This is a genomic window from Micromonospora sp. CNZ295, from assembly GCF_004217535.1.
This window is the reverse complement of sequence record NZ_SHKZ01000001.1, coordinates 4,322,582-4,349,191: the sequence shown is the minus strand read 5'-3', so window position 1 is coordinate 4,349,191 and position 26,610 is coordinate 4,322,582. Positions and strand designations below refer to the sequence as shown.

General features: G+C 74.7%; 21 protein-coding genes. 8 read left to right on the top strand and 13 right to left on the bottom strand.

All coding sequences use genetic code 11. The features are described 5' to 3' along the window. Window positions 1-90: 90 nt before the first annotated feature. Window positions 91-918 (top strand): nitroreductase/quinone reductase family protein, encoded by an 828-nt coding sequence (locus EV376_RS20340; RefSeq protein ID WP_130325565.1) that lies wholly within the window; start codon window positions 91-93, stop codon window positions 916-918. A 128-nt stretch (window positions 919-1,046) separates the two neighbouring features. On the opposite strand, the gene rox is transcribed toward EV376_RS20340, so the two are convergent. Both rox and EV376_RS20330 read right to left on the bottom strand, forming a co-directional pair. Beyond that, the gene (rox, locus tag EV376_RS20335) at window positions 1,047-2,471 is read right to left on the bottom strand and encodes a rifampin monooxygenase (RefSeq protein ID WP_486482911.1); all 1,425 of its coding nucleotides are present in this window, start codon (window positions 2,469-2,471) and stop codon (window positions 1,047-1,049) included. Window positions 2,472-2,988: 517 nt separating this feature from the next. Next, on the bottom strand, window positions 2,989-3,462 hold the full coding sequence (locus tag EV376_RS20330; RefSeq protein ID WP_130325563.1) for an HNH endonuclease: 474 nt from the start codon (window positions 3,460-3,462) through the stop codon (window positions 2,989-2,991). A gap of 230 nt (window positions 3,463-3,692) precedes the next feature. Here EV376_RS20330 and EV376_RS20325 point away from each other — a divergent pair, with 230 nt between their 5' ends. Then, on the top strand, window positions 3,693-5,174 hold the full coding sequence (locus EV376_RS20325) for a YfbK domain-containing protein (RefSeq protein WP_130325561.1): 1,482 nt from the start codon (window positions 3,693-3,695) through the stop codon (window positions 5,172-5,174). Between the two features lie 95 nt (window positions 5,175-5,269). Further along, complete coding sequence (locus EV376_RS20320; RefSeq protein ID WP_130325559.1) at window positions 5,270-6,370, top strand: DUF4037 domain-containing protein; 1,101 nt, start codon at window positions 5,270-5,272, stop codon at window positions 6,368-6,370. A gap of 11 nt (window positions 6,371-6,381) precedes the next feature. Here EV376_RS20320 and EV376_RS20315 read toward each other — a convergent pair whose 3' ends face one another. The 4 genes from EV376_RS20315 to EV376_RS20300 all read right to left on the bottom strand — a co-directional run bounded on the left by EV376_RS20315 (window position 6,382) and on the right by EV376_RS20300 (window position 9,812). Further along, window positions 6,382-7,095 carry an ABC transporter permease gene (locus EV376_RS20315; RefSeq protein ID WP_130325557.1) on the bottom strand — a complete coding sequence of 238 codons (714 nt, stop codon included), beginning with the start codon at window positions 7,093-7,095 and terminating at the stop codon, window positions 6,382-6,384. Next, window positions 7,092-7,262: a PadR family transcriptional regulator gene (locus EV376_RS20310; protein WP_486482910.1), complete on the bottom strand. Its 171-nt coding sequence runs from the start codon at window positions 7,260-7,262 to the stop codon at window positions 7,092-7,094. Before EV376_RS20310 ends, EV376_RS20315 begins: the two co-directional genes overlap by 4 nt. A 105-nt stretch (window positions 7,263-7,367) precedes the next feature. Next, a complete protein-coding gene (locus EV376_RS20305; RefSeq protein WP_130325555.1) occupies window positions 7,368-8,291 on the bottom strand; it encodes a ketopantoate reductase family protein in 924 nt (307 codons plus the stop codon). Window positions 8,292-8,345: 54 nt separating this feature from the next. Continuing rightward, a complete protein-coding gene (locus EV376_RS20300; protein WP_130325553.1) occupies window positions 8,346-9,812 on the bottom strand; it encodes a hypothetical protein in 1,467 nt (488 codons plus the stop codon). 95 nt (window positions 9,813-9,907) lie between these two features. Here EV376_RS20300 and EV376_RS20295 point away from each other — a divergent pair, with 95 nt between their 5' ends. Further along, a complete protein-coding gene (locus EV376_RS20295; RefSeq protein ID WP_130325551.1) occupies window positions 9,908-10,417 on the top strand; it encodes a mycothiol transferase in 510 nt (169 codons plus the stop codon). Window positions 10,418-10,425: 8 nt separating this feature from the next. On the opposite strand, the gene EV376_RS20290 is transcribed toward EV376_RS20295, so the two are convergent. Beyond that, entirely contained in the window at window positions 10,426-11,964 is a 1,539-nt protein-coding gene (locus EV376_RS20290; RefSeq protein WP_130325549.1) for a glycosyltransferase family 39 protein, read from the bottom strand. Window positions 11,965-12,145: 181 nt separating this feature from the next. On the opposite strand from EV376_RS20290, the gene EV376_RS20285 reads away from it, so the two are divergent. The 3 genes from EV376_RS20285 to EV376_RS20275 all read left to right on the top strand — a co-directional run bounded on the left by EV376_RS20285 (window position 12,146) and on the right by EV376_RS20275 (window position 14,558). Next, window positions 12,146-12,577: an Hsp20/alpha crystallin family protein gene (locus EV376_RS20285; RefSeq protein ID WP_130325547.1), complete on the top strand. Its 432-nt coding sequence runs from the start codon at window positions 12,146-12,148 to the stop codon at window positions 12,575-12,577. Window positions 12,578-12,684: 107 nt separating this feature from the next. Beyond that, on the top strand, window positions 12,685-13,680 hold the full coding sequence (locus EV376_RS20280; protein WP_130325545.1) for a tyrosine-type recombinase/integrase: 996 nt from the start codon (window positions 12,685-12,687) through the stop codon (window positions 13,678-13,680). 32 nt (window positions 13,681-13,712) lie between these two features. Then, window positions 13,713-14,558 carry an LLM class flavin-dependent oxidoreductase gene (locus EV376_RS20275; protein ID WP_130325543.1) on the top strand — a complete coding sequence of 282 codons (846 nt, stop codon included), beginning with the start codon at window positions 13,713-13,715 and terminating at the stop codon, window positions 14,556-14,558. Between the two features lie 117 nt (window positions 14,559-14,675). On the opposite strand, the gene EV376_RS20270 is transcribed toward EV376_RS20275, so the two are convergent. Beyond that, the gene (locus EV376_RS20270) at window positions 14,676-17,396 is read right to left on the bottom strand and encodes an HAD-IC family P-type ATPase (protein ID WP_130325541.1); all 2,721 of its coding nucleotides are present in this window, start codon (window positions 17,394-17,396) and stop codon (window positions 14,676-14,678) included. Between the two features lie 19 nt (window positions 17,397-17,415). Then, complete coding sequence (locus EV376_RS20265) at window positions 17,416-18,228, bottom strand: universal stress protein (RefSeq protein WP_165438043.1); 813 nt, start codon at window positions 18,226-18,228, stop codon at window positions 17,416-17,418. Between the two features lie 210 nt (window positions 18,229-18,438). Between EV376_RS20265 and EV376_RS20260 the strand changes: the two genes are divergently transcribed. Next, on the top strand, window positions 18,439-18,897 hold the full coding sequence (locus EV376_RS20260; protein WP_130325537.1) for an Rv0361 family membrane protein: 459 nt from the start codon (window positions 18,439-18,441) through the stop codon (window positions 18,895-18,897). A 3-nt stretch (window positions 18,898-18,900) separates the two neighbouring features. Here the strand turns inward: EV376_RS20260 and EV376_RS20255 are convergent, their stop codons facing one another. From EV376_RS20255 to EV376_RS20240, 4 genes are read right to left on the bottom strand one after another with little or no spacing between them, the layout of a single operon-like run. Further along, the gene (locus EV376_RS20255) at window positions 18,901-19,599 is read right to left on the bottom strand and encodes an ABC transporter ATP-binding protein (RefSeq protein ID WP_130325535.1); all 699 of its coding nucleotides are present in this window, start codon (window positions 19,597-19,599) and stop codon (window positions 18,901-18,903) included. Further along, a complete protein-coding gene (locus EV376_RS20250) occupies window positions 19,599-20,570 on the bottom strand; it encodes an ABC transporter ATP-binding protein (RefSeq protein WP_130325533.1) in 972 nt (323 codons plus the stop codon). Before EV376_RS20250 ends, EV376_RS20255 begins: the two co-directional genes overlap by 1 nt. Further along, entirely contained in the window at window positions 20,567-23,308 is a 2,742-nt protein-coding gene (locus tag EV376_RS20245) for an FtsX-like permease family protein (protein ID WP_130325531.1), read from the bottom strand. The genes EV376_RS20250 and EV376_RS20245 overlap by 4 nt, the downstream gene beginning before the upstream one ends. After that, window positions 23,305-26,490: an FtsX-like permease family protein gene (locus EV376_RS20240; RefSeq protein WP_130325528.1), complete on the bottom strand. Its 3,186-nt coding sequence runs from the start codon at window positions 26,488-26,490 to the stop codon at window positions 23,305-23,307. The genes EV376_RS20245 and EV376_RS20240 overlap by 4 nt, the downstream gene beginning before the upstream one ends. Window positions 26,491-26,610: the final 120 nt, after the last annotated feature.

The window sequence follows — 26,610 nt, the reverse complement described above, 5'->3', positions numbered from 1 at the left end:
CCTGTCTTCAACGCCGCCACCGGCGGCGTTGACCATCGTGCCCGCCGCGTCGCGGCGGCCACGCCCTGTGTCGTATCCAGAAAGCAGCGCATGCCCAACGACTTCAACCAGCAGATCATCGACGAGTTCCGGGCCAACGCGGGCCGGGTGGGCGGCCCGTTCGAGGGCGCCCGCCTGATCCTGCTCACCACCACCGGGGCGCGGTCCGGCGCCCCGCACACCACCCCGGTCGGCTACCTGCCCGACGGCGGCGAGCGCATCCTCGTGATCGCCTCCGCCGGTGGCGCCGACCGGCACCCCGACTGGTTCCACAACCTGGTCGCCGACCCGGGCGTCACCGTCGAGGACGGCGCCTTCACCTACCCGGCGCGGGCGGAGGTGCTCACCGGCGCCGAGCGCGACGAGATCTTCGCGCGGGCGGTGGAGGCCGATCCCGGCTGGGCCGACTACCAGACGAAGACCGACCGGGTCATCCCGGTCGTGGCCCTCTACGCGCAGCACGCCGGGCCGCCGCAGGGTGTCTCCTTCGGCGAGGCCCTGCGGCGCATCCACGACGCCTTCCGCCGGGAGCTGGCGCTGATCCGCGACGAGGTGACCCGTTCCGGCCCAACGCTCGGCGCCCAGCTGCGGGTCAACTGCCTGACCGTGTGCGCTGGCCTGCACGCGCACCACACCCACGAGGACGCCGGCATGTTCGTCGGCATCGGCGCGCAGCGCCCCGACCTGGCCGACGTGCTCGACCGGCTGCGCGCCGAGCACCGGCGGGTGGCCGAGCTGGTGGAGGAGCTCCAGCGGGCGGTCACCGCGGCCGACGCCGACCGCGACGAGGTCCGCGCGCACGTCGCGCGGCTCGTCGCCGACCTGGAGGCCCACCTGGCGTACGAGGAGGAGCAGCTCATTCCGGTCCTGGACGGTTGACGCCCGACCCGCCGGGGCCGGAAGCTTCCGGCCCCGGCGGGTGCGTTCGGGTTTCGCGCGCGACCACCGTCGAGAGTCGACGGTGCCGCTGGCCGAGGGCCGGCGACGCCGTCATCGCCTGGGCGGAGTTATTGGGTGGGCCTGCCGAACCAGCGGGCGAGGTGGTCGTCCAGGTCCCGCTGATCGTCGCCGATCCAGGCGACATGGCCGTCGGGGCGTAGCAGGCTGCCCGGAGCATCCAGTGCCGCGGTGCGATCCCCCAGATAGTCGACCCGGTCCGACCAGCCGCCGACGGTCAGGCGTTCGGTGCGGTCCAGCAGCAGGCCGCGGCCGTGCCGCAGCAGGCCGTAGAGGTGGCCGTGTTTCACGGCGATGTCCGGCAGGCGGCGACCGAGCAGATCGGGGCCCGGGCCGAAGTCGTAGCGGATGCCGATCCCGGTGATCTTCTCGATCAGATGGCGGTTCACCTCGTTGAAGTCCATCAGCTCGGTGAGCAGCCTGCGCACGGCCCGCGGCCCCGGACCGGGGGACAGCAGTTCCGTCTGGGCGCGCGTGTTGTCCAGCACGTCCTCGGCGACCGGATGCCGCTCGGCCTGGTAGGTGTCCAGCAGGGTCTCCGGCGCCCAGCCGCGGACCTGTGCGGCCAGCTTCCAACCGAGGTTGAACGCGTCCTGAACGCCCACGTTGAGGCCCTGCCCGCCGATGGGTGGATGGATGTGTGCCGCATCGCCGGCCAGCAGCACCCGCCCGACCCGATACCGTTCGGCCAGCCGCGTGGCGTCCCCGAAGCGGGACAACCAGCGTGGGGAGTGCACGCCGAAATCGGTTCCGGCGATGGCACGCAACTGTTGTCTGAAGTCCTCGAGGGTGGGCGGTTCCGCGCGATCGCTGACTCCCGAGGCGGGGACGATGACGCGATAGAGCCCGTCACCGAAGTGCCTGAGGTCGAACTGCTTCACGGTCCCGCTGATCTCGGTCACCTTGGCGGCGACCTCCTCCGGCGGCACGCCCACTGCCATCTCGCCCATCAGCGTCTCGGTCCGCGCGGGCTCGCCGGGGAAGCCGACGCCGAGCAGCTTGCGTACGGTGCTGCGCGCGCCGTCACAGCCGACGAGGTAGCGCGACCGCAGCCGTTGCCCGTCGGCCAGCACGACGGTGACACCGTCACCGTCCTGCTCGAGACCGGTCACCGCGCAACCGTGCCGGACCTGCGCGCCCAGGGCGATCGCATGCTCTTCGAGCAGGCAAACGATCACCGGCTGCGGGATGCCCAGCAGGTAGGCGTGCGCGGAGTCCAGGCCCTCGGGCGCGGGTTTGTCGATGGCGGCGAAGAAGCCGGCGGCGGGTCGCCGTCGTCCGCGTTCGAGAACGCGATCCAGCAGTCCGCGCATTGCCAGCAGTTCGATGCTGCGGATGTGCAGACCGACTATGCGGACGTACGACGCGGGCTCGGTCTCCTTCTCCAGGACGAGTACCCGTACGTGGTGCAGCCGCAGTTCGGCGGCCAGCATCGCACCGGTGGGCCCGCACCCGGCGATGATCACGTCGAACAGGTGGGGCGCGCCCTCGACAGTCTCGGTCGACGACGGGTCCGCGGTGAACCGCAGAGAGTCCATTGGTGCTGCCTTTCGGGAGTGCCTTGGTGGTGGCGCTCCCGGCGACACCTACGTCGATCGCCCGACCGGGACAGGACGGGGGAGCACCCACATCGTTACCGCATTCATGGGTCTCACCTCCTCAGGCAGCGTCACCGGCAACCGCAAGCTACAAGCCGGGCGTTATCCCGTCCAGCACTTTCCCGCCCTGCCTGGCCGCGAAGCACAGCGCCGCTCCTGAGTGGAAAGCGATGCCGCGCCGAGCGTCGCGCCATTTATTGGATTCTCATTACCGGTAAACCGATAAATGACGCAGACTCACCAAACGGGCAAATCGCCGCTACATCATAATGTCTGTTCGTATGCGTAAGCCGTCAGGCTGGTGTAGTCGACGGCCGAGCGTTCCGCGAACCCCGACGCAGGCCCGCGCCTCAGCTGCGGCGGTGGCCGGTCCGCTGGAACAACGTCACCGATGTCATCGACCCGGCGCCGGGCTCCGGTATGCCGCGCGCCCCTCGGCGACCAGGGCGGCCTGGCGTTCACGCCAGCGCTTCTGCGCGTCCCGGTTGCAGGTCCGGCAGACCCGACGGTAGCGGCCCGTCGTCGGGTCGATCTCCCGTTCGTGCCCGTTGCGGCACTGCGGGCGCTGGGTGCGTTCGCGGCAGTTTTCAGCGTGGGTGAGTTGGCGGAGGTGGGTCGGCTCGATGCAGTCCGGCACCCCGCAGTCGTGGTGCACCTGCCGGGTCGGGTCGTAGTCGCCGACGAAGACCACGTAGGCCGCGATGTGCGCCCAGGCGCGGCCGGCGAGTTTCTGGTACCCGCCGCGCTGGCCGCCGTAGCCCCGCACGACGAGGCACCCGTTGTCGAGACGGATGGAGCGGCTCAGCAGATATGCCCGCAGGGTGTCCTCGGTGAAGTGACGGGACAGGCCGGTGATCTGGGACAGCACGACGTCAGGGTACGAGGTGGGTGTGCCGACGGCGATCACAAGGCGACGTGGTTGCCGGCCGGCAGCGTCCGCTCAGGTCACGTTTGACACACGGCGCGATCACGACGTTCACGCTTGTGCATCGGCTCGGCCACGGCGGGATCCGATGCCCTGCCGGCCTGCGTCAATGGCATGAGGATCCCGTCGTGACGCGTCGGGATCGCCAAGCCAGTCCGGCCGGGGAGGGTCTGATGCTCCACAAGAGACGGTTCAGGGTGGTGCCCGCGGTGCTCGCGGTGCTCGTCGCCGTGCTGACGGTCACCGCCTGCTCCGCCGGGGGTTCCGGCCGCAGCAGCGACGCCGCCCGCGAACCGGCCCGTCCACACGGCGGGACGCCCTGGTCGGGCGGGGCGGAGACGCGAACGGAGGACGACGCGGCGTCCACCTTCGGTGTCGATGTCGACACCGCCTCGTACGGCTACGCCCGCCACCTCATCGGGCAGGGTCGGCTACCGGAGCGCTCGCAGGTGCGGCCGGAGGAGTTCGTGAACTCGTTCCGGCAGGACTACCCCGAGCCCGCCGGCGACGGCTTCGCGGTGCACGTCGACGGCTCCCGCCTGCCCGGAACCCACCCCGCGGCGACCGGGGAGCGGCTGCTGCGGGTCGGTCTGCAGACCCGCTCGGAGGACCGGGACAGCCGCCCGGACGCCGCCCTCACCTTCGTCATCGACGTGTCCGGTTCGATGGGGGAGCCGGGCCGGCTCGACCTGGTGCAGGACGCGCTGCACACCCTGGTGGACCAGCTCCGCCCCACCGACTCGATCGCCATCGTCGAGTTCAGCCGGAAGGCGCGGGTCGTCCGCGAGATGACGCCCGTCTCCGACGCCCGGCGGCTGCACACGGCGATCGACTCCCTGCACAGCCAGAACAGCACCAACCTGGAGGCCGGCCTGGTGCTCGGCTACCAGGTGGCCCGCGACGGTTTCCGCGCCGGCCGGACGAACCGGGTGATCGTGCTCTCCGACGGCCTGGCCAACACCGGCAGCACCGAGGCGGAGCCGATCCTGCGCCGGGTGCGCGAGGAGGCGGCCAAGCAGATCGCGCTGCTCGGCGTCGGTGTCGGCAGCGAGTACGGCGACGAGCTGATGGAGCAGCTGGCCGACCGGGGCGACGGCTTCGCGGTGTATGTCAGTGAACGGGAGCAGGCCCGGAAGGTGTTCGTGGGACAGCTGCCCGCCACGCTGAGCGTCCGGGCGCTCGACGCCAAGGTGCAGGTGACCTTCGAGGAGTCGATGGTGAGCTCCTACCGGCTGATCGGCTACGACAACCGGGCGATCGCCGACGAGGACTTCCGCGACGACCGGGTCGACGGGGGCGAGGTCGGGCCCGGGCACAGCGTCACCGCGCTCTACGCCGTCCGGCTGGCCGACGGGGCGTCCCCGGCCGCCCGCGTCGGGCGGGTGCAGGTGCGCTGGAGTGACCCGAGGGACCGCGAGCCGGCCGAGACGTACCAGTCGGTGACCGTAGCCGATCTGGACAGGGACTTCGCCGAGGCCTCCCCGCGGCTGCGTACCTGCTACGCGGCGGCGTACTTCGCCGTCGCCCTGCGGGGCGGTGCGGAGGCGCGCCTGGGCGACCTGGCGGCGATCGCCGACCGGGCGGCCGACGCCACCGAGGACGCCGAGGTCCGGGACCTGGGCCGGGTGATCCGCCAGGCGGCCGAGCTGCGCTGACCGCTGCGGATCGGATTTCGTTCCCGCGACGGCGAGCCTGGGCCGGGGCGGCAACGCGGTGGCGGCGTCGATGCGGCGGTCCCTACGGTGGCCGGATGCGGGCGTCGTTCATGCCGGGGTTGCAGCTGTGCCGAGCGTTCCATGCAGAGGCGGTGCGCCCGCTGCTGGAGACGGCGTACCCGAGACTGAGGTACGCGGCGGCGCGGCTCGGGCCGGGGTCGGAGGTGCTCGGGTTCGACACCGAACGTTCGGTGGACCACGACTGGGGACCGCGATTGGAGTTGTTCCTGGCCCGTGCGGACGCCGCCCGGTACGGCGGGGCGATCGGCGCCCTGCTGGCGGAACGGCTGCCGAAGCGGTTCCGCGGGTGGCCGACGCACTTCGAGCCACCCGACGGCCGGGTGCGGGTGATGGCGCCGACGGACGGGCCGGTGACGCACCGGGTGGTGGTCACCGACGTCGGTGCCTGGTGTGGTGAGTACCTGGGCTTCGATGCGCGCCGGGGCGTGACGGTCCTGGACTGGCTGGCCACACCGGGCCAGCGGCTGGCCGAGGCTACCGGTGGGGCGGTGTTCCACGACGACGTGGGCGAGCTGAGCGCCGTACGTGATCGTCTTTCCTGGTATCCGGACGACGTGTGGCGCTATCTGCTCGCCTGCCAGTGGACCCGGATCGGTGCGGAGGAGGCGTTCGTCGGCCGCGCCGCCGAGACCGGCGACGAGGTGGGCGGCCGGGTGATAGCCGCGCGCCTCGTTCGCGAGGTCATGCGGCTGTGTCTGCTGCTCGGCCGTCGGTTCGCGCCGTACAGCAAGTGGTTGGGCAGCGCGTTCGCCGCGTTGCCGGGTGTCGCTGGTGTCGCCGCCGCCTGCGCCGGGGCGTTGAACGCCGACAGCGGCGCTGCGCGGCAGGCGGCGCTGTGCGCGGCGTACGAGCGGGCCGGCGAGTGGCAGAACCGGTTGGGTATCGCGTCGCCGGTGGAGGCCACCCGGCGGCAGTTCTTCGACCGGCCGTACCAGGTCATCGACGCCGGGCGGTTCGCCGCCGCGCTGCTGGCCCGTGTCGACGATCCCGAGGTGGCCGGGTTGCCGCCGGTCGGTGCCGTCGACCAGTTCGCCGACAGCACGGCGGTGCTGTGTCAACCGCGGTTGGCCCGGGCGCTGATGACCGCGGTCTGGCGCAGCCGCGACAGCCAGTGACCTCGCTACCGCTACTCGAAGCGGACCGCGTCGTGGCGGGTGGTGAGGTTCAGCAGGGGCAGGGCGAGCGCCGAGAAGAGCAACGCGGCGAGGAACGCGCCACCGATGAGCCCGTACGTCTCCGGGCCGGGCCAGCGCCAGCTCACGTCGCTCTGCAGGGTGGAGCCGTACGCGAGGAGCATTCCGACGCCCACGCCGGCCACCGACACGACCGCCATGGTCGTGGCGGTCTCGAGCAGCACCGTCCTGCGCAGCTCGCTGAGGTGTACGCCGGACGCGCGCAGCAACGCGAACGGTCGCCGGCGTTCCAGGACGCCGCCGATCATCGACGCCGCCAGGCCGAAGGCCCCAACGAGCAGCACGAACAGCGCGGCGACCGCGCCCAGCCGGTCGGTGTCCTGGAAGAACGTCTCCAGGTTGTAGTCGATCGGATCGCGGTCGCTGTTGATGATCGCGTTGGGCACGAGATTCGCCGCCCGGGGGCGGACGCGGTTCTCCGCGGCCAGTGATCCGTCGGTGGGGACGAGGACGAGGTCGATGTAGGCGGTGGACTCGCCGACCTGCTCGACGAATCCGGTGCCCGGTGTCAAGGGGCAGGTGACCGAGAGGACACGCGTGAGCTCGGTGCACCGTACGGTGAGATCGCCGCTGGAGCCCCGACGGAGCACCACCGCACCGTCGGTCAGCAACGGGTCGACGGTCTCCGTCGCCACGCCGCCGGTCATGACGGAGACGACACCGGGGCGCAGCGATGCCGTCCATGGCCCCGGCCGGCGGGGGTGATGCGGTAGCGCTTGCGCTCGGGCCCGGCGCCGGGCTCGACGCCCATGACGGCCACCTGCCCGGCGCGCTCGAGCTGGGTGAGCGTGCGGTAGACCTGGCCGAACCGGATCGGCTTGGCGGCGGCGAACCTGCGGTCGTACGACTGCTATACCCGCCGGGTATACCCGGCGGGCATAGACGCGCCGAGCCGGTGCTGCTCCGGCGCGGACGCGGGCTATCCGCGGTCGAGGTGCTGCTCGTGTACGCGCAGGGCCACCGTCGTGGCGTCCAGCAGGGGAGTGGGTACGCCGAGCGCGCGGGCCCGCGCCGTGAGGTCACCGAAGATGTGTTCGGCCTCGGTCGGCTGCCCGGCGACCAGATCGCGGTAGAGCGAGGCGGTGTCGGTGGAGCCGGGCCGGGTCACGAAGGCCTGCACGTTGTCCAGAACCTGCTTCGGCACCGGATACCCGGCCGCCGCGGCGACGGCGGCGGCTTCGGCGGCGATCTGCACGCCGAGGCGGTCGCCGCCGGGGACGGCCACGGCGTCGCCCACCGATCCGCGGGCCAGGGTGTTGAGGGCGCCGAGGGTACTGATGAAGACCCACTTGTGCCACATGGCCCCGCGGATGTCCGCCGTGACGGAGACGTCGAGGCCCGCGCCGGACATCGCCTCGGCGATCTGCTCGACGCGCTGCGACGTGCCGCCCGCCTGCTCGCCGATGACGATCTCGGCCAGGGTGCCCAGCCGGACGATGTCGCCCTCGGCGTCCAGCGTGGTGAGGACGCGAGCGAGCCCGCCGAGCACGGCCGCCACGCCGAACCGTTCGTTCAGCGCGTCCATGTGCGCCATGCCGTTCAGCACCGGGACCACCGTCGTACGTGGACCGACCGCGGCGGCGACGTCGTCGATCGCCGCCGGCAGCGCGGTGGCCTTCACCGAGACGAGGACGACGTCGTAGTGGCCGTCGATCTCGGCGGCGGTGAGCAGCCGTGGCGTGAGTACGGTCGCGGTCCCGAGGCCGGTGATCCGCAGACCGCGCTCGCGGAGCACGTCGGCGCGTTTGGGCCGCACGAGGAAGGTGACGTCCCGACCGGCCTGCTGGAGCTGGGCGCCGAAGTAGCCTCCGGTCGCGCCCGCTCCGATGACGAGGATCCTCATGCCCCGCAACGCTACTGGTCGAGCAGGTGACCTCCGGAGGGACCGAGCCCCGACTCAGGTGCGGGCGCCGCCGAGGCCGAGCAGCACCGCGAGGCCCAGGGCGGAGCGCGGCGCGTACGGCACCCGCCACAGGCCGCCGTGCGCGGCGGCGTACGCCTCGTCCTGCCAGGGGTGCTGGTGCGCCGGGCCGCCGCCGGTGCGCAGGTCGTGCACGAGCAGCGCGGCCATCAGGGTGTTGCTGGTGGCCGGGTCGAACACCTCGATGCCGAACCGGTGGGCGCCGGCGTACGCGGCCGCGAGCGCCCGGTTGCGCAGCACCGAGCGGGTGCGGGTCGGCGGCGCGACGGTGAACGACACGGTCGTGCCGGCCGCCCGGGCCACCGCCGCGCGCCAGCGTTGCAGCCGCTTGGCCAGCGCGTAGTTCGGCCCCTGCTGCGGCACCAGGCTGTCGTTGATTCCCGGGTCGGCGGCCGGCGGGTAGTTGCGGTGCAGCAGGCGTCCGCCGGAGGCGACCCGCAGCGCCCGGCGGGCGACGCCGCGCCGCGCGAAGCCGCGGTCGGCGTGGGCGACCGCGTCGCCCGGCACGGCGAACACGTCGGTCGGGGTGGCGAGGAACGCCAGCGCGACGTCGGAGCGGCGCTGCTGGAGGTGGTCGGTGAGGGCGTCGACGGCCATGGCGACGCGGACGTTGGTGGCCCCGTCGGCGTAGACGTAGTTGCCGAGCACGAGCCGGCCCTCGACACCGTCGAGCCATCGCGTGACTTGGGGAAGGTGGTGCAGCAGGTCGACGCCGGCGCCGCGGGCGAGGGCGTCGTCGTCGCCGGTGTCGGTGCCGGGACGCACCGGCAGGTGCAGCCGGCCGCCGTGGCGGCGGGCCGTGGTCAGCACCCGTCGCCAGACCTCCGGGCGGGGCAGGTCGACCGCGACCACCTCGCCGCCCCAGCGCAGCACCGATGGCAGCGGACCCATCTCCGCGCCCGCGCCGAGCACCACGATGCGCTGGTCACGCAGGTCCAGCCAGTCCGGGTTGGCGAGCACCGCGCCGACGGCCTGCGCACACGACGGTTCGATGACGCCGGCGGCCACCCAGTCGTCGAGGCGGCGGCGCAGTTCGTCGCCGCGCAGCCGTCGGCCCCGGTACGGCAGGGACAGTTCCCGCTCGACCGGGCCGTCGCCGGTGAGGGTCGCGGTCTGCGGTGGTTCGAGGTCGTCGGGGGCGGTGACGGCAGCGGCGAGGTCGGTATCGCGGCCCTCGACGTCGACGTACCGCATCCGGGCGTGCAGGGCCGCCAGACCGTCGCGGGCGATGGTGAGCGCGGCGTCGCGGCTGAGCAGGCCGGCCTCGACGAGGCGGCGGAAGTGGGCCAGGTAGCCGCGCCGCCAGTTGGTTTCGTGCTCGGCGGCGCGTGCGCCCACCGGGTCGACGGCGCGCAGGGCGTCGGCGACGACCGCCCGGCCCAGCGCGGACGTGCTGCGCCGCTCGCCGGTACGCGGGAACACCACCCCGGTCGGACCCGCCACCGCCACCGCCTCCCTCGTCGCCGTACCCGGTCACTCTGCCCCATGCCCGGCTGCCCGGGCGAGGTGGGTTGTCGACGGCGGCGGACAATGGCGCGGTGACCATCGAGTTTCCGTCGCCGACCGGGCCGGCCGCCGACCGCACCGAGGTGTTCCTGCGCTACCTCGACTACTTCCGGGAGAGCCTGATCGGCAAGGTCGAGGCGCTGCCCGACCCGGAGCTGCGCGGCAGCCGCCTGCCGTCCGGCTGGACGCCGCTGGAGCTGGTCAAGCACCTGCGGTACGTGGAGTTGCGCTGGATCGTCTGGGGCTTCGAGGGCCGCGACGTCGGGCAGCCGTGGGGCGACCGGCGGGACGGGCGCTGGCACGTCGCGCCGGAGGAGGACCGGGACGGGCTGGTCGCCGCGCTGCGCGCGCAGGGCGCGCACACCCGGGCGGTGGTCGAGGCGTCCGATCTGGACGCGGTCGGCGCGCCGGGTCCGCGCTGGGACGGGGCTGCGCCGGCGACGCTGGAGCGGGTGCTGTTCCACCTGCTGCAGGAGTACGCCCGCCACCTCGGGCACCTCGACATCGTCGCCGAGCTGGCCGGCGGGCCGACCGGGGAGTAGCCGGCCGGTCAGCCCGCGTGGCGTACCTCGCTGTCCCAGATCTGCGCCCACGGCCGCTTCAGCCCGCGGCACACCCAGATGGGCCCGCCGTTCTCGTCGTTGTCGACGTCGACCCGCTGGTCGACCCGGCCGGCGAGGGTGACGTCGGCGAACCAGCCCCGCAACCGTTCCGGGCGCTCCCAGCCCACGGCGACGACCACGTCGGCGGTCTCCGGCGGCCGGCCGAAGTCGGCCATGCTGTTGTGGCCGGAGTAGGCGTCGGGCAGGCCGCGTTCCGGGCCGTAGCGGGCGATGGCGCCGGCCTCGCCGTAGTTGCCGGTGAGGATCACGGCCCGCTGCCGCTCGTCGGTGGGCAGCGCCCGGTGGACGGCCGCGAGGGAGTCGGCGAAGGCGGGCCAGCCGATGGTCTCCCCGGCGTCGTAGTTCACGGCGACGACGAAGCCCGGCAGCCGGTCGGCGGGAAGGGTGGGCAGCAGCAGCACGGCGCTGCTGGCCGCGGCCAGCGTGGCGCCGGTGGCCAGCAGCGCACGGCGTACGCCGCTGCGGGCCGCCCAGCCGACGGCGACGACCGCCCCGGCGGCGGTGAGCACCAGCAGCAGCGGGGCGTCGTAGTAGCCCTTGCCGCCGGCGAGCAGCACGATGCCGACGACCACCAGCCACGCCCAGGCGACCGCCCGGTACGCCCGCCACGGCGGCCGGCGCAGCAGCGCCACCAGGCCGGCGACCCAGACCGGCACGGCGAACGGGCTGATGATGAGGAACTGGAGGATGAGCGCGTCGAGCCGGCCGCTGTAGGAGCTGTCCCCGCCGGAGATGTTGGCGGCCACCGACAGCTGGGGGAACCCGTGGGCGGCCTGCCAGGCCAGCGTCGGCGTGGCCAGCAGCAGGAACGTTCCGGCGGCGGCGTACACCCACCGGTCGCGCAGCAGCCGGCGGGGGCCGGCGACCGCGACGCCGGCCAGCAGCCCGGCCGCCAGCAGCGCGGGCAGCAGCTTGTTGAGCATGCCGACGCCCAGCACGGCCCCGACGCCGAGCGCCCAGCGGCTGTCGCCGGTGCGCAGCAACCGCAGCGCGCACCAGCCGGCCACGAGCCACACCAGCAGGTCGATGGTGGTGGTGCTCAGCAGATGCCCGCCGGCGAGGACGATGCCGGAGGCGGCGGCGAGGACCGCGGCGAAGGTCTGCGCGCCCCGGCCGGCGCCCACCTCGCGGGCGATCGCGGCGACCAGCAGCACGGCGGCGCCGGCGATCAGCGCCGATGGGGTGCGCAACGCGAGCAGGCTGCCGGGCGCGACGGTGTCGGCGAGCCGGGCCAGGGCGGGTACGAGCGGTCCCTGGTCGACGTACCCCCAGTCGAGGTGGCGGCCGGCGACCAGGAAGTACAGCTCGTCGCGGTGGTAGCCGTAGCGGGGTGCGAGCGCGAGCAGCACCGCCGTCGTCGTCGCGGCGACCAGCCACGGGCCGCGCGCGCGTGGGCCGGGGCGCGGCGGGGTGGCGGACGGGGTGGTCGCCGACGTTGTTGCCGGGGCGCGCACGGATCCGGTCACCCGGACATCATCGCCTGCCGTCGCAACGGGGCGGAAGTACGCGGCGGCACGCCGCGGTCGGGAGCGCGGGACCGGGCCCCGAGTTGACGACAGGCCCGCCGCGAGCTATCACAGAAGTGGAAGTTGAGTCACCCAGACTCAACTCGGAACCTTCGGCCAGAGGAACCGAGGAGGTACGACCATGCTGATGCGCACCGACCCGTTCCGCGAGATCGACCGGCTCGCCGAGCAGTTCTTCGGCACCACGACGCGACCGGCGATGATGCACCTGGACGCCTACCGCGACGGGGACCACTTCTACGCGGCGTTCGACCTGCCCGGCGTCGACCCGGACAGCATCGACTGCACGGTGGAGCGCAACGTGCTCACCGTCCGCGCCGAGCGTCGCCGCCCGACCGGCGACAACGTCGAACTGGTCGCCGCCGAGCGGCCGATGGGCACCTTCACCCGGCAGCTGTTCCTCGGCGACACCCTCGACACCGACAAGCTGGAGGCCGGGTACGACAACGGCGTCCTCACGTTGCGCATCCCGATCGCCGAGCGGGCCAGGCCGCGCCGGGTGACCGTCACCGTGGGGGCGAACGGCAACGGCCGCAAGCAGATCAGCGCCTGATCCGGGCGTCACGCACGCGGGACGGCCACGCCGGCCGTCCCGCCCCGTCTCCGGTTCCAGGGCGCGCCTCCGACCGTTCGGCCCGCCGTCCTGAGAACCTTTCGCACATGCTCTCCTCCGAGGCGCCGGTGCGGCGCCCGTCGCCGCGACCGGCGCTGCCCGCCGGCCCGGTCGACTTCACCGAGGCGTGGCTGCGCAACCGGCGGCTGAGCGAGCACACGCGCGACGCGTACCGGCGGGACGTCGCCGGCTGGCTCGCCTGGTGCGCCGGACGCGACCTGGACCCGTTGCACGCGACGTTCCTGCACGTCAACGAGTACGCCCGGGCGCTGGAGTCGACCCTGGCCGCCCGCACCGGCCGGCCCCTCACCCCGGCCACCGTGGCCCGCCGGCTCTCCGCCCTGTCCAGCTGGTACGACTTCCTGGTCAAGCTGCGCGCCGTCGACGCCAACCCGGTGGCCGGGGCGGACCGACCCCGCATCGACCGGGACCACTCGGCCACGGTCGGCCTCACCCCCGAGGAGGTCGACGCGCTGCTCGCCGCCGCCGAGGCGGCCACCGGCCCGACCGCCGCCCGCAACCGGGCCGCGATCGCGCTGCTCGCCGACCTGGGGCTGCGGGTCGGGGAACTGGTCTCGCTGGACGTCGCGGACCTGGGCGCCGAACGGGGCCACCGCAGCATCCGCTTCGTCGGCAAGGGCGGCAAGGCCCGCCGCCGGGCCCTGACCCCGGGCACCGCGTACGCCGTCGACGCGTACCTGGCGCAGCGGGCGGCCGCCGCCGGTGTGCCGGTCCAGCAGTTGACCGGCCCGCTGCTGGTCACCGCGACCGGCGCCCGGCTGGACCGGCACTCGGTGTTCCGGCTGGTGCGCCGCCTCGCCCGGGAGGCCGGCCTCCCGGCCTGGGCGCGGCTGTCACCGCACTCGCTGCGGCACTCCTTCGCCACCACCGCCCGCGCCGAGGGGGTGCCGCTGGAGGACGTGCAGGACGCGATGGGGCATGCCGACCCCCGCACCACCCGCCGCTACGACCGGGACCGCCACAACCTCGACCGCGACCCCGCGTACGCGATCTGGGCGGCCCGGTCCCGCCGCCGCGGCTGACCGCTGTCGCACCCGGGTCGTACGGTACGGCGATGCGGCACGGGCTCGAGATCTCCTGCGGGGGCGCGGCGGTCACGGCGGCCACTCTGGTCGAGCTGGGCGAGCTGGCGGAGCGGTCCGGCTGGGACGGGGTGTTCTTCGAGGACTATCTGATCCACTACGACGGTGCCGACCCGCCCACCTTCGACCCGTGGCTGCTGCTCGCGGCGATCGCCGGGCGCACCGGGCGGGTCCGCCTCGGCACCACGGTGACCTCGCTGCCCCGGCGACGGCCCGCGAAGCTGGCCCGCGAGGTGCTCACCCTCGACCAGTTGTCCGCCGGCCGGGCCGTCGTCGCCGTCGGCGTCGGCGATCCCGGCGACCGGGGCCTCGCGGCCTTCGGCGAGCCCACCGACCTGCGGGTCCGCGCCGCGATGCTCGACGAGGGCCTGACCGTGCTGACCGGCCTGCTCGGCGGCGAGCGGGTCCGGCACCGGGGCGTGCACTACCGGGCGGACGACGTGGCGCTGCGACCGGCGCCGCTGCAGTCGCCGCGGGTGCCGGTGTGGGTGGGCGGCAGCACGCAGGCGGGGGCGGTGCTGCGCCGGGCGGCCCGGGCCGACGGCATCGTGCCCTACAAGCTCACCGACACCGCCGGCTGGTCCGACTTCACACCCGACGAGGTGCACGACCTGGTCACCGCGCTGCCGGCCACCCGAGCCGACGGCGGACCGTTCGACGTGGCGATCGGCGGCCGGCGGCGGCGCGACGACGAACGGGCCGAGCGGGCGTACCTGGCCGAGGTGGCCGCCGCCGGGGCGACCTGGTGGCTGGAGTTCGTGCCCGCCGGCACACCCCGGCAGATGCGCGCGGCCGTGTGCCGCGGCCCGCTGCGCTGACGGGCCGGCGCTGCGTCCCCGCGGTCCCAGACCGCCAGCCGCCCGTCGGTGCGGCACGCCAGGGCGTGCCCGGGGTGGCGGTCCCGCCGCCGCGGCTGACCCCCGCCGCCGTGCCGCTCACGGGGTGGCCTGACGGCGCGGGCGGTGGCCGGAGCGGCGGGTCCGGGCTACCCAGTGCCGGGACTTGTCCAGTTCGATCAGCGCGAGCACCGACGCCCCGAGCAGGAAGCAGGCGAGCCACTCGGTCGGTGTGAGGGCGACCAGGCCGAGCAACCGGTCGGTGGCGGACCACTGGGTCACGGCGAAGTACAGCAGCAGCGCACCGACCGCGCTGCCGGCCAGCAGCCGGTTCCCGAAGGGGTTCAGGGCGAACAGCGACCGGTTCTCCGCCCGGGCGCTGAGCACCAGCCAGAAGTTGAGCGTCACGAAGAGGGTGAGGGCGAGGGTGCGGGCGTGCACCTCGGAGTAGCCCTGATCGAGCGCCCACCGGAACGTCACCAGGATCGACATCGCCATCCAGGTGCCGACCAGCGCGGTACGCAGCCACAGCGTCCGGGACAACAGGCCCTCCTGGCGCCCGCGCGGTGGCCGGTGCAGTTCGTCGCCCTCCGGAGGCTCGAAGGCCAGCGCGATGTCCTGCAGGCCGTTGGTGACCACGTTGATGAACAGCAACTGGACCGGGAGGAACAGCAGCGGCTGCTCGGCGACGAGGTTGACGGCGACCGACAGCAGCGACGCCACACCGGTGGCGAGCAGGAAGAAGGTCGCCTTCCGGATCGCGCTGAAGGTCACCCGACCCTGGCGCACGGCCTCGACGATCGTGACGAAGTTGTCGTCGGTGAGCACGATGTCCGCGGCCTCGCGGGCGACCGCGGTGCCCGACCGGCCCATCGCCACGCCGAGGGACGCGGCCCGCAGGGCAGGGGCGTCGTTGACCCCGTCACCGGTGACCGCGACGACCTCGCCCTCGTCCTGCAGGAGCCGGACGATGCGGAGCTTGTCCTGCGGCGTGACCCGGGCGGCCACACCGCTGCGGCGCAGCCGCGCGGCGAGCACGTGGTCGTCCAGCCCTTCCATCTCGCGGCCGGTCACCGGTTCCGCGCCGGTGCCCAGTCCCAGCCGGGCGCCGATCGACGCGGCGGTGGCCGGGTGATCCCCGGTGATCATCACGACCGAGATGCCGGCACGTCGGCAGTCGGCCACCGCCTCGGCGACACCGCTGCGGGGTGGGTCCTCCATGCCCTCGAGCCCGAGGAACGTCAACCCCGACGGAGCCGGCAGCGGACGCGGCACCGGCTCGTCGGGCGCCAGCGTGCGGACGGCGGTGGCCAGCACCCGCATGCCCTGCCGGGCGAGGTCGTGGCACGCCACCTCGACCGGTCGGGGGTCGAAGGGGCGCTCGCCGCAGTCCGTGGCGACGGTCGTCGACAGCGCCGCCAGCTTGTCCGGTGAGCCCTTGACGTAGAGGACGCGGCGTCCGTCGGCGTCGGTGCGGACGGTCTGCGACAAGCACCGCTCGGGCTCGTAGGGCGCGTGCGCCAGCCACCGGGCGTCGCGCTCGTCCATGGTCACCGCGCCCAACCGGACCGCGGCCCGCAGCATCGCGACGTCGACGGCGTCGCCGGTGAAGTCCAGCGGGTCGCCGGCGGACGTGGTCGCGCCGGCCGGCGCGCGGCCGGCCTCGTTGGTCAACGCTCCCGCGCGCAGGGTGCGGCGGACGGTGTCCGGCAACGCTGCCGGCGCGTCCCGCCCGCGCAGGTCCAGCACCCCGCTCGCGGTCCAGATCACCTGGACGGTCAGCTCGTTGCGGGTCAGGGTGCCGGTCTTGTCCGACCCGATCACCGTGGTCGAACCGAGCGTCTCGACGGCCGGAAGGGACCGCACGATCGCGTTGTGCCGGGCCATTCGCGCGACCCCCAGGCTCATCGCCACCGTCAGGACGATCGGCAGCGACTCGGGGACCGCGGCGACGGCCAGGGCCACCGCCGTCCGGAACATGTCCGACACGCCGTAGCCCAGCACCAGGCCGGCGATGAAGACGATCGTCGTCGCCACCGCGATCACCAGGCCGATGCGACGTTCGAGGGTGTGCGTCAGCGCGGTCAACGGGGACTGCCCGGCCGGACCGCGGACCAGCTCGTTGATCATTCCGAGCTCGGTGTCGGCTCCGGTGCCGACGACCACCCCGAGCCCACGCCCGGCGGTCACCAGCGTGCCGCTGAACGTCATGTTGGTGCGATCCGTGGCAGGGGTGTGCACCGGCAGCCGGTTGACCTGCTTGCTCACCGGCAACACCTCGCCGGTGAGCATCGACTCGTCGACCTGCAGGCCGTTGACCTCCAGCAGGCGCAGGTCGGCCGGCACCCGCTCGCCGCTCTCCAGCGGCACCACGTCGCCGGGCACCAGCTCGGCGGCCGGCATCTCGTGCTCGACGCCGTCGCGCAGCACGCGACAGACCGGTGCCGAGAGCCGCTGCAGGGCGCGCACCGCCGTCTCCGCCTTACGTTCCTGCCAGAACCCGATGCCGGCGTTGAGCAGCAGCACCAGGCCGATCGCGGCGGCGTCCACCCAGTGGCGCTGCACCAGGGTGATGACGAACGTCAGCAGCAGGATCCCGATCAGCGGGCTGACGAACTGCCGCAACAGCATGGCGAGCGCGGAGGCCCGCTCCGCCGCAGGCAGCTCGTTGCGGCCGTAGCGCGCGACGCGGGCGGCCGCCTCGGCGCTGGACAGCCCGCCCGGGCCCGCGTCCAGCCAGCCGAGCACGTCCTGGCGCGACAGCACGTGCCAACGACCGGTGGCGGTCGGGTCGGCGGTGCTGCGGCTGTCGGTCGTCATCCCCTCCAACTCCCTCCGGTCAACGGACGACCAGCACCGGACACGCGGCGTGGCGCGCGCAGTGATCACTGGTGGAGCCGAGCACGACCCCGGCCACCGGGGAGTGCCCGCGCGAGCCGAGGACCAGCAGGTCGGCCTGCGCGCTGTGGCGCACCAGCACGTCCGACGGATGGCCGTTGAGGACGACCGGCCGCGCCTGCACCCCGCTGCCGGCCAGCTCGGCCGCGACGAGTTCCGCACCCCAGGCGGTCAACTGCCGGGTGCTCCGGACGACCAGCTCGGCCCGCAGATGGTCCCAGTGCACCGCGTGAATCGCCTGCAACTCCGCGCCCCGCACCCGGGCCTCCCGCGCCGCGAGTCGAAGGGCACTGCGGGAGGGCTCCGAGGCGTCCACGCCGACGATGACCCGACCGGTCGACGGCGTCGGCGCCATCCCCCTGCGGACGACCACCACCGGACACGGCGCAGCCGTCAGGCAGGCGAGGCTCACCGACCCCAGCAGCAGCCCGGCGAACGCCCCGCGCCCGCGGGAGCCCACGACCAGCAGGTCCTCGGGCCGACCGGCGCCGGTGAGCAGCTGTGCCGCCGGACCGACGCCGTACCGGAAAACGGCCTCGGGGGCGATCCGGGCGGCCGCCTCCCGCAGCGAGTCGAGCCGGATCGTGGCGTCGTCCACCGTGATCGGCGGCGCGACCAGGGCCGGCGGGGCGCTGTCCACGGCGGCGTACGCGATCAGCCGGACCCCGTGCGCGCTCGCCTCCGCGGCACCCCAGGCCAGCGCGGCCGCAGCGTCGTCGGAGCCGTCGAAGCCCACCAACACCTGCCAGGCCACTGGTCTCACCCCCGGTCGCGGACCACCACATCCAGCGTGTCCCGGCCGTACCCGGACCGGTAGGGACGAAGGTCACCGCCGCGACGCGGCCCCGGCGGTTCTCCTCCTGGCACCATCGCACAGGCACCCGCGGCGACGGGCGACTTGACGCGAACCGCGACCCGCCCGGACTTCCTGCGCGCGGCCGGGCCGGTTGCCTACCGTCGACTGGTGGGCGCTGAGCAGCGGTGGAGCCGGCCGGTACGGCCGCGCCGACCGGTGCGCGCCGGGCTGGTGTTCGCCGCCGTCGGCGTCGGACTGTGCTTCGTGGGCGTCGCCGGCCTCGGCGCGTGGAACCTGCAGGTCGTCACCCAGGCCAGCGACCCGGTGCGGCAGACCGCCGACGGGTTCCTGCGGTCGGTGGCCGCCGGCGACACCCACGGAGCGTACGACCGGCTGTGCGCCGACGCGCGTACGCGGTGGAGCGCCCTCGGCTTCACCAGCTGGGTACGCACCCCGCCGACGGTCACCGGCTACGAGATCCTCGACGTGTCCGTGTCCACCGACCGGGGCCGCCCGAAGGGCACGGTCAGCGTCCGGCTCACCCGCGACAGCGGCGCCAGCGAACAGCGGGAGCTGACCGTGGTGAAGGAGGGCGACGGCTGGCGGGTGTGCGGCGACCCGTACTGACCCTCAGGCCGGCACCGGCTCACCCGCCTCCGCCAGCCGGCCGTCGCGCAGCACCAGGACCCGGTCGGCCAGCTCCATCAGCGCCGGATCGTGGGTGGCCACCAGGGCGGTCATCCCGCGGGCGTGCACCAGGGCGCGCAGCAGGTCCATCACCGACCGGCCGGTCTCCGAGTCGAGCTGACCGGTCGGCTCGTCGGCGATCAGCAGCGGCGGGTCGTTGGCCAGTGCCCGGGCGATCGCCACCCGCTGCTGCTGGCCACCGGACATCTCGTACGGCCGCTGCGCGGCGTGCCCGCCGAGGCCGACCATCTCCAGCAGCACCGCCACCCGCTGCTCCCGCTCGGCGGCCGGCACCTTCGCCAGCCGCATCGGCACGCCGACGTTCTCGGCCGCGGACAGGATCGGGATCAACCCGAAGGACTGGAAGACGAAGCCGATCGTGTCGCGGCGCAGCGCCAGCAGCTCCCGCTCGCCGGCGGCGGTCACGTCGTGCCCGGCCACGAGGATCCGCCCGCTCGTCGGCCGGTCCAGGCCGCCGATGAGGTTGAGCAGCGTGGTCTTGCCGGCGCCGGATCGGCCCCGGATGGCCACCAGCTCGCCGCGCCCGGCGGTGAAGGACACGTCCCGGACGGCGTGCACCACGCGCTCGCCGCTGCCGTAGTCGCGGCCGACCCCCTGTACCCGGACCAACTCGTCGCTCATCAGGGCTTCTCCTTCGGGTCCACGCCGGAGCGCACCTGCACGTGGTCGGGCTCCAGGGTCAGCTTCACCCGGTCCCGCAGGGCCAGGGCGTCGACGAACGCGGCCGGCAGTTGCATCCGGCCGGCCCGGTCCAGCACCGCGTACTCCTCGGTGACCAGCTCCTCGACGCCGTCGGCGCCGATGCGCGCCGAGCGGCGTACCTCCGAGGCGGTGCGCCCGTCGCGGATCGCGACGGTCCGGCGGACCTGGGAGGCGACCTGGTGGTCGTGGGTGACCACCACGATCGTGACGCCCAGCTCGGCGTTGATGGCGCGCAGCGCGGCGAACACCTCCGCCGCGGTCGCCTCGTCCAGCTCACCGGTCGGCTCGTCGGCGAACAGCACCTCCGGGTCGTTGGCGACGGCCACCGCGATCGCGCAGCGCTGCTGCTCACCGCCGCTCATCTGCCCCGGCCGGCGGTCCGCGCAGTAGCCGACCCCCACCATCTCCAGCAGTTCCACGGCGCGTCGGCGCAGCCCCCGGCCGCGCCGCCCGGCCAGCCGCATCGGCAGCTCGACGTTCTCCCGCGCCGTCAGATACGGCAGCAGGTTGCGGCCGGTCTGCTGCCACACGAAACCGACGGTGTGCCGGCGGTAGGCCAGCCGCTTCTTCGCCGACATGGTGAGCAGGTCGTAGCCGGCGACGCGGGCGATGCCGGCGGTCGGCACGTCCAGGCCGGACAGGATGTTCAGCACGGTCGACTTGCCGGACCCGGAGGCGCCGACGATGGCCAGCAGCTCGCCGCGGTCGACGACCAGGTCGAGGCCCTGCAGGGCGACGACCTCGACGCCCTCGGTGGTGAAGATGCGCACCAGCCCGTCGCAGACGATGTGCCCGCGCAGCCGGTCGGCGCCGCCGGCGCGGGCAGCCGCGCGTTCCGCGGCCCGCCGTTGCAGGGTGGCGAGGTCGGGTGCGTCGTCGACGACGGTCATGCGTTCTCCTCTCCCACGCGGAGCACCTCACCGAGACGCATCCGGCGGTTGGCCAGATTCTCCACGGCCAGCCCGGTGAGCAGGCCGACCACCACCAGGACCAGGACCCCGCCCACGACCAGCGGGTCCAGGTGGGCCTGGGCCGTCACCCCGGGGGTGTACGAGTCCAGGCCCAGGGTCTGCCCGAGCAGCCAGGGCAACGCGGCCCCGACCGCCCCGCCGGCCAGCGCCGCCACGCCCACCAGCGGCACCAGTTCGTACACCAGCAGCCGGCGGCCGTGCCCGACGGACAGGCCCATCGTGCGCAGCCGCGACAGCACCCGGCCGCGGCCGCGCACGTCGGCGACCACCGCGAAGCCGACCGCGAGGACCGCCAGCGCGGTGCCACCGGCTCCGCCCAGCACGAACGCCAGCGCCAGCACCCCGTTCGCGCCGGACCGCTCCAAGCCGTCCCGGTGCGCCGACCAGGTGTCCAGCGTGGCCGGCACCTGCGGCTGGGCGACCGGCCGGCCGAGCACCGCCGACTGCCGCTCCCGCTGCGTCTCGTCGGCCACCCGCAGCAGCTCCGCCGCCGCGACGTCGTCGCCGGCCACCAGGAACCGGTTGGGGATCAGCGGGGTGTGCTCGTACACCGGCAGCGCCTGCCACGGCAGCACGATGAACCGTTCGGCGTCGGTGCCCAGGCCGGGGAAGGTCTCGGCGACCTGCGCCACGGTGAACGCGTACAGGCGACCCTGCACGTCGGCGGCGGCTCCCGCGGCCACGTCGGCGGCGACGGCCGACGACACCACCGCCGGCACCGGCCCGTCGCCCGGGCCGGCGTCGCGCAGCACGGCCGGGACGTCGACGTCGACGCCGCTGCGGCGCACCACCTCGGCGAACGCGGGCCCGTCGACCACCAGCACCCGGGCCTGGCCCAGCGTCTCGGCGTCGGCTCCGGTGCCGGCGAGCACCCGCCGGTTGGCCTCAGTCCACACCCGCGCCGCCGCGTCCACGCCGTCGACGCCGGTGAGCCGGTCGCCCGCGTCGGGCGTGAACGCGTACCCGGTCAGCCACGCGTCCGCCGGGACGGCCAGGCCGGTGGCCCGGTCGCGGGCGGCGTCCACGGTGGTCGCCACCACCGCGCTGAACACGCCGGTGCTCACCGCGACGATCAGCACCGCCAGCGGCCCGACCGTGACCGGCGCGCCCCGCCCGGCCCGCGCGGCGCCGAGGAACAGCAGGGCGCCGCGCGCCCGGGCGGCGAGCCGGTCGACCAGCCGCAGCGGCCAGGGCAGCAGCCGCAGCGCCACCAGCGCCGTCGCGACCGCCAGCAGCACCGGCACCGACACCAGGAACACGTCCACGCCACCGCCGGTGTCCAGACCGCGGCGGCGCAGCAGCAGCACGCCCGCGACGGCGGCGGCGAGCACGGCCACCTCGGCGGTGAGCCGCCGCGTCGACGGCCGGGCCCGGGTGAGGTCCTGTCGCCGGGCGACGAACGTGACCCGCCGCTGGCCGATCATCGCCAGCAGCGGAACCATGGCGGTGGTGACCACGGCCAGCGCCAGCACCGGCCACGGCACGCCCTCGGCGCGGCCGGGCGCGCGGGTGCCGATCAGCCAGCCGGTGGCCACCGCGAGCGGCTGCACGAGCACCGCCTCGGCGGCCAGGCGGCGACCGACGGCGCCCAGCGACGCGCCGCGGGACCGCAGCAGCGCCAACTCCTCCCGGCGGCGCTGCACGGCCAGCGCGGCGGCCAGCAGGATCAGCCCGAGCAGGCTGGCCACCAGGCCGGCCTGCACGACGGCCACCAGCGCGCGCACCGCGGCGAGCTGCTCGGCGAAGCGCACCCCGGCGGTGTCCAGGCCGGTCTGCACGACGGCGTCGGGCAGCCACGACGTACGGCGGGTCTCGGTCACCGCGGTGGTCACCGCGTCGAGGTTCGCCGTGTCGAGGCGGTCGGTGTCGAACCGGTACCGCCAGCTGTACGTCAACGGGGTGGTGGCCGCGTCGGCCAGCAACGCGATCCCGTTCAGGTCGGTGACCGCCATGGCGATGTACGGCTCACCGTCGAGGGCCGGGACGAACGGGTCCAGGGCGTAGCGCAGGTCGTCCCAGACCGGATCGGCGGGCCGGCGCGGGGTGAAGATCCCACTGACCACCGCCTCGGCGAACTGGGGGCCGTTGCCGGCGAAGCGCAGCCGGTCGCCGGGTGACAGCGCGAGCACCTCGGCGACGCGCTCGGAGACGGCCACCTGGGCCGGCTGCCCCTGGGCGGACCGCGGCCACTCGCCGGCGCGCAGGTCGGCGGCGTCGGTCACGCCGGTCTGCGCGCGGACGCCGAACTGCTTGACGGCGCCGCCGTTCATCGGTGGGGCGTCACCACTGGCGGTGAGCGAGTCCGGGAGGATCCCCGCGGCCTGCCACCGTTGGTCGATCAGGCCGGGCAGCGGCGCGGGCAGCGCCGCGGCGAGCCGATCGAGCTGGATCGGCACGGCGCCGACCCCGCCTTCCAGCTGATGGGTGCTGATGGTGACGTCGCGGATCAGGTGCGGCAGCGCCGCGACGTCGTTGCGCAGCCCCCGGTCGGCGTACTCGGTGGCGAGCCGGGGCCCGGCGGTGAGCAGCACCGCCGCGACCAGGCCGAGCACCGCGAGCAGACCCGTCTGCGCGGCGAAGGCCCGCAGCCGCCGGACCGGGCCGGCGCTGCGCCGCCGCGACCGCCTGTCGTTGCCCTGCCGCATGGCGGCGCTCACCGGTCCTCTCCGATCCGCAGCTGCGAGGCGGCCAGGCGCCGCCGCAGGGTCGCCGAGATGCCGGCGCTGAACGCCAGCGCCAGCAGCAGCAGGCCGACGCCGGTGCCCGCCACCGGCGGCCAGTCGACCTGCAGGAGCGGTTCCGGGATGGGCCGTTCCGCCGACGGGGTCAGGATCACCAGCGGCGCCATCGTGGCGGCCACGCCGATGCCGACCGCGAGGCCCACCACCACGCCCAGGCCGGCGAGCAGGGCCTGCTCGGCCAGCAGGGAGCGGGCCACCAGCCGGTGCCCGGCACCGAGGGTGTGCAGCACGGCCAGCTCGGTCGCCCGGCGCCGCGCGGTGGCGCTGACGTCGACGGCCACCCCGACCGCGGCGAGCAGCACCGCGGCGAGGGCGGCGGCGAACAGCGCCCCCCGGGCGCCCACCCCGAACGGGTCGCCGGCCAGCTCGCCGGTGACCGCCTGGCGGTCCAGCACGTGCAGTCCGCCCAGCGCGCTGGCCGCCGCCACGGCCCCGTCCCGCTGTCCCGGTGAAACCGACAGCCACCACTCCTGCGGGCTGCGCACGATGGCGTGGTCGTACAGCAGGCGGGTGCTCAACGAGGGCAGGTCGGCCAGCAGCGACGCCGGCTCGGTGCCGCCGGGAACCGAGTCGACGGTGCCGACGATCCGCACGTTGACCTCGGCGCCGGCGACGAGCAGCTGGGTCGGCGCGCCCACCTCGACGCGCAGCGCGGTCAGCGCCCGCGGGGTGGCCACGACCGGCACCGGGGCCGCGTCGGCCGGGCGGACGACGGCCAGTTGGAAGGGCGCGCGCCACGGCGAGGTCGTCAGGCTGAGCGTGTAGCCCAGCGACAGGGTGCCCGGGCCGGCGCTCGCGGGACCGGTCCCGCTGCTCCGGTCGGTCCAGCGCCAGGACCCGCCCAGGTCCACCGGGACGTCCGGTCCGTCACCGCTGGTCCGCAGGTTGCTCAGTCGCCAGTCGAGGAGCATCCCGGCACCGCCGACGCCGTTCACGGTGAACCCGGCCAGCTGGACCGGTCCGGCCGGCAGGTCCACCCGGAAGCGCACCGGGTCGCTGTCCCCGCTGGTGCCCAGCAGCACCCGGCGGTGCCCGCCGCGCGGCTCGACCAGCACCGCGTACGTCGACATCAGCCCGGTGTCGCGCACCAGCCGGGTCTCGTAGCTGACCTGGATCTGTATCTCTCCGCTGAGCTGGCGGGCGCCGGCCGGCAGGTCGGCCACCGGCCCGGCGATCCGGGCGTCGGTGAGCGCGCCGAACACGTCCTGGTCGGCCAGGTCGGGGCGCAGCCGTACCACCCCGTCGGCGGTGCCGGCGTCGAGCGCCACCAGGGACGCCGGCTCGGACGTCGGGCCCAGCCGCAGCGGCTCCCGCCAGGTCGCCAGCGTCGCCTCGGCGCCGGGCAGGGCGCTGACCCGCTCGCCCCGGTCGTCCGCGGCGGAGCCGCCCGCCTCGGTCAGCCGCAGGTCCGCGCCGACCTGGTGTTCGGCCTGGTCGGTCAGGGACCGTTCGCTGGTGGCGGCCAGGCACCAGGCGAGTGTGCCGACCGCGACGGCGAGGGCGAGCAGCAGCACCGGCCCGGCGTGCGGGCGGCGCCCGGCCTGCCAGGTGCCCAGGATGGTGGCGGTCCACTGCCTGCGGTCGACCCACCGCTCGGCGAGCCGGGTCAGCGGCGGCAGCAGCCGCAGCGCGAGCACCGCCCCGGCCAGCACACCGATGGTGGGGGCGGCGGCCAGCAGGGGGTCCAGGTCCAGGGCGCCGGACCGGCTGCGGGACAGCGGCGACGAGTACTGCCGCAGCTGGTACCAGGCCAGCACGGCCAGCGCCACCAGCACCAGGTCGACGCCGGCGCGCTGCACCGTGCCGCGGCGGCTGGGCCGGGACCGGGCCGCCTGGTCGGCGACGTAGGTGGTGCCGCGGCGCAGGCCGGGGGTGATCATCGCCAGCGCGCAGCCGGCGGCGGCAAGCGCCCCCACCAGCCACAACGTCAGGTCCGGTCGGCCTTGGCGCAGCGACACCGCGGCCAGCGCCGGCACCCGGTCGGCGTACGAGAGCAGCAGCGTGGCCAGCGGCGGCGCGAGCACGGCGGCGGGCAGGACGACCAGCGCGGCCTCCCGGGCGGTGAGCCCGGCCAGTTGCCGGCGCGCGGCCCCGCGGGCGCGCAGCAGGGCGGTCTCGGCCCGCCGGTGCTCGGTGAGCAGCAGGGCCACCAGCAGCAGCGCGTACCCGCCGAGCACCACCACCAGCAGCATCGGGGTCACCAGGGCGGACCGCCCGACCAGGGTGGCCCGTTGCAGGCGCTGCGTCAGGTCGTCGAGGGTGGTGATGGCGGTGCCGGAGTCACCCAGCCCGGCGGCCTGCGGCGCGCCGGCGGCGACCGCGGCGGCGCTGCCGGCCAGCCGGTCCAGGGCCGCCCCGCTGGTCACCGCCGCCAGGTTCGGCTCGACCAGCCATCCGGCGGAGGCGCTGGCCCGGAAGTGGGTGAAGAAGTCGTCGCGGTGCACCGTCAGCGGGCCGTAGGTGGCCGACCCGGGCAGGGTTCCGGTCGGTGTCTCCGGCGCGAGCCGCCAGTACGTGTCGGCCGGGTCGGTCGGTGTCCACACGCCCGCCACGGAGACCTCGGTGACCCGGCCGGTGAAGCCGTCGGTGACCGGGATCCGGTCCCCGACCCCCACGCCCAGGGTGGCGGCGACCGGCTCGGCCAGCGCGGTCTGCACCGGGGTGGTGCCGGGCTGCGGCCACCGCCCGTCGAGCAGGCGGGCGTGTGCCTCCAGGTCGTCGAGGAACATCACCGCGGCGTAGGTGGTGCCGCCGCGGTCGGGGGTGGCGTCGCCGGTGGCACCGCGCAGTTGCCGACCGGCGGCGTACCCGGCGGCGGTGACGTGCACGTCCAGGCCGGACAGGCTCTCGGCGACGTACGCGCGCAGGGCGTCGTCCCGGTCGCGCACGGCGTCGGCGGTGCCGCCGGCCGGGCCGCGCACCAGGATCGACCGTTCCTCGGCGGTGGCCTCGGTCAGCACGCTGGTGGTGCCGGAGGCGACGACGTCGCCGTTGTACGCGGCGAGGCCGGTGAGCGCGGCGGTGGCCACCAGGGTCGCTCCGGCCGCGGCGAGGAGCAGCCCCTTGGCGCCGCGGGCGCGTCGTAACGCGAGCCTCATGTCGTGGTGTCCCCCAGTACGCGCAGGGCGGGACGGCGCCGGTCGCCGTCCCGTCGTGCAGGAGGAAGCGGTGAGGGGTCCGGAAAGGTTCGCGTCGTGATCAAACCGTGTCCAACCGGG

What these genes read in the sequence shown, in the direction of transcription:
- EV376_RS20255 (WP_130325535.1), bottom strand. Translation starts at nt 19,599, where the DNA reads ATGAGCGACGAGTTGGTCCGGGTACAGGGGGTCGGCCGCGACTACGGC.
- EV376_RS20250 (WP_130325533.1), bottom strand. Translation starts at nt 20,570, where the DNA reads ATGACCGTCGTCGACGACGCACCCGACCTCGCCACCCTGCAACGGCGG.
- EV376_RS20275 (WP_130325543.1), top strand. Translation starts at nt 13,713, where the DNA reads ATGCGGCACGGGCTCGAGATCTCCTGCGGGGGCGCGGCGGTCACGGCG.
- EV376_RS20320 (WP_130325559.1), top strand. Translation starts at nt 5,270, where the DNA reads ATGCGGGCGTCGTTCATGCCGGGGTTGCAGCTGTGCCGAGCGTTCCAT.
- EV376_RS20340 (WP_130325565.1), top strand. Translation starts at nt 91, where the DNA reads ATGCCCAACGACTTCAACCAGCAGATCATCGACGAGTTCCGGGCCAAC.
- EV376_RS20270 (WP_130325541.1), bottom strand. Translation starts at nt 17,396, where the DNA reads ATGACGACCGACAGCCGCAGCACCGCCGACCCGACCGCCACCGGTCGT.
- EV376_RS20240 (WP_130325528.1), bottom strand. Translation starts at nt 26,490, where the DNA reads ATGAGGCTCGCGTTACGACGCGCCCGCGGCGCCAAGGGGCTGCTCCTC.
- EV376_RS20285 (WP_130325547.1), top strand. Translation starts at nt 12,146, where the DNA reads ATGCTGATGCGCACCGACCCGTTCCGCGAGATCGACCGGCTCGCCGAG.
- EV376_RS20280 (WP_130325545.1), top strand. Translation starts at nt 12,685, where the DNA reads ATGCTCTCCTCCGAGGCGCCGGTGCGGCGCCCGTCGCCGCGACCGGCG.
- EV376_RS20315 (WP_130325557.1), bottom strand. Translation starts at nt 7,095, where the DNA reads ATGACCGGCGGCGTGGCGACGGAGACCGTCGACCCGTTGCTGACCGAC.
- EV376_RS20305 (WP_130325555.1), bottom strand. Translation starts at nt 8,291, where the DNA reads ATGAGGATCCTCGTCATCGGAGCGGGCGCGACCGGAGGCTACTTCGGC.
- EV376_RS20325 (WP_130325561.1), top strand. Translation starts at nt 3,693, where the DNA reads ATGCTCCACAAGAGACGGTTCAGGGTGGTGCCCGCGGTGCTCGCGGTG.